The organism is Mycobacterium sp. 94-17, assembly GCF_035617725.1.
Taxonomy (GTDB): domain Bacteria; phylum Actinomycetota; class Actinomycetes; order Mycobacteriales; family Mycobacteriaceae; genus Mycobacterium.
Genome location: NZ_JAPIYN010000072.1, coordinates 1 through 755, shown reverse-complemented (window position 1 = coordinate 755; position 755 = coordinate 1). Strand labels below are relative to the sequence as shown.

At 71.5% G+C, this 755-nt stretch carries 1 protein-coding gene; it reads right to left on the bottom strand.

The features are described from left to right. Nucleotides 1–755, bottom strand: a 755-nt coding sequence (locus OQ789_RS25680) for a 13E12 repeat family protein (protein WP_324689219.1), incomplete at both ends; no start/stop codon positions are given.

The following is a 755-nucleotide window of genomic DNA, read 5'->3' as shown; positions in this document are numbered from 1 at the left end:
CCGGGTGAGGCTAGGCGCTTGGTGTGATACAGCGCCAGGGCTTTGCCTTTGTCGAAGATCGTCAGGTAGTGGCGGGCGTGGCCGGCCAGGCGGATCACGTCGGACATGGGCAACACGGTGCCGCCGGCGGTGAGCCCTTTGCCGGCGGCGGCTTGGAGTTCGGTCAGGGTGGTGGTGACGATGATGGAGGCCGGTAACCCGTTGTGCTGGCCGAGGTTTCCGGAGGCCAGCAGCGCGCGCAGCGCGGCGCCCAGTGCGTCGTGGTTGCGTTGGGTGGCGCTGCGGGTGTCGCGTTGGACGGCGGACTCGCTGGGACTTGCGTCCACGACGGGGGTGTCGTCGTCGGGGTTGGCCATGCCGGGGGCGGCCAGCTTGGCGAGCACGGCTTCGAGGGTGGCGCGCAGTTCGGGGGTGAGCCAGCCGCGTAGTTCGGACATGCCGTCGGGGTGTTGGTGGCCCAGGGTCAGGCCGCGGCGTCGGGTGCGGTCGTCGTCGTGGTAGGTGCCGTCGGGGTTGAGGCAGTCGGCCAGGGTGTCGGCGAGTTTGGCGAGTTGTTCGGGGCGAAATCGGGCGCCTTGGTGGGCCAGCTGGGCTTCGACCTGGGCGCGGGTGGCGGTGTCGATCCAGCCGGGCAGGTGGTGGAAGAAGCGGCGGATGACCGCGACCTGGCCGGTGCCCAGGGTGCCGTGGCGTTGCGCGGTCGCGGTGGCGGCCAGCGCGGGTGCCAGCGGTTGGCCGGTGAGTCCGTGGCGGGG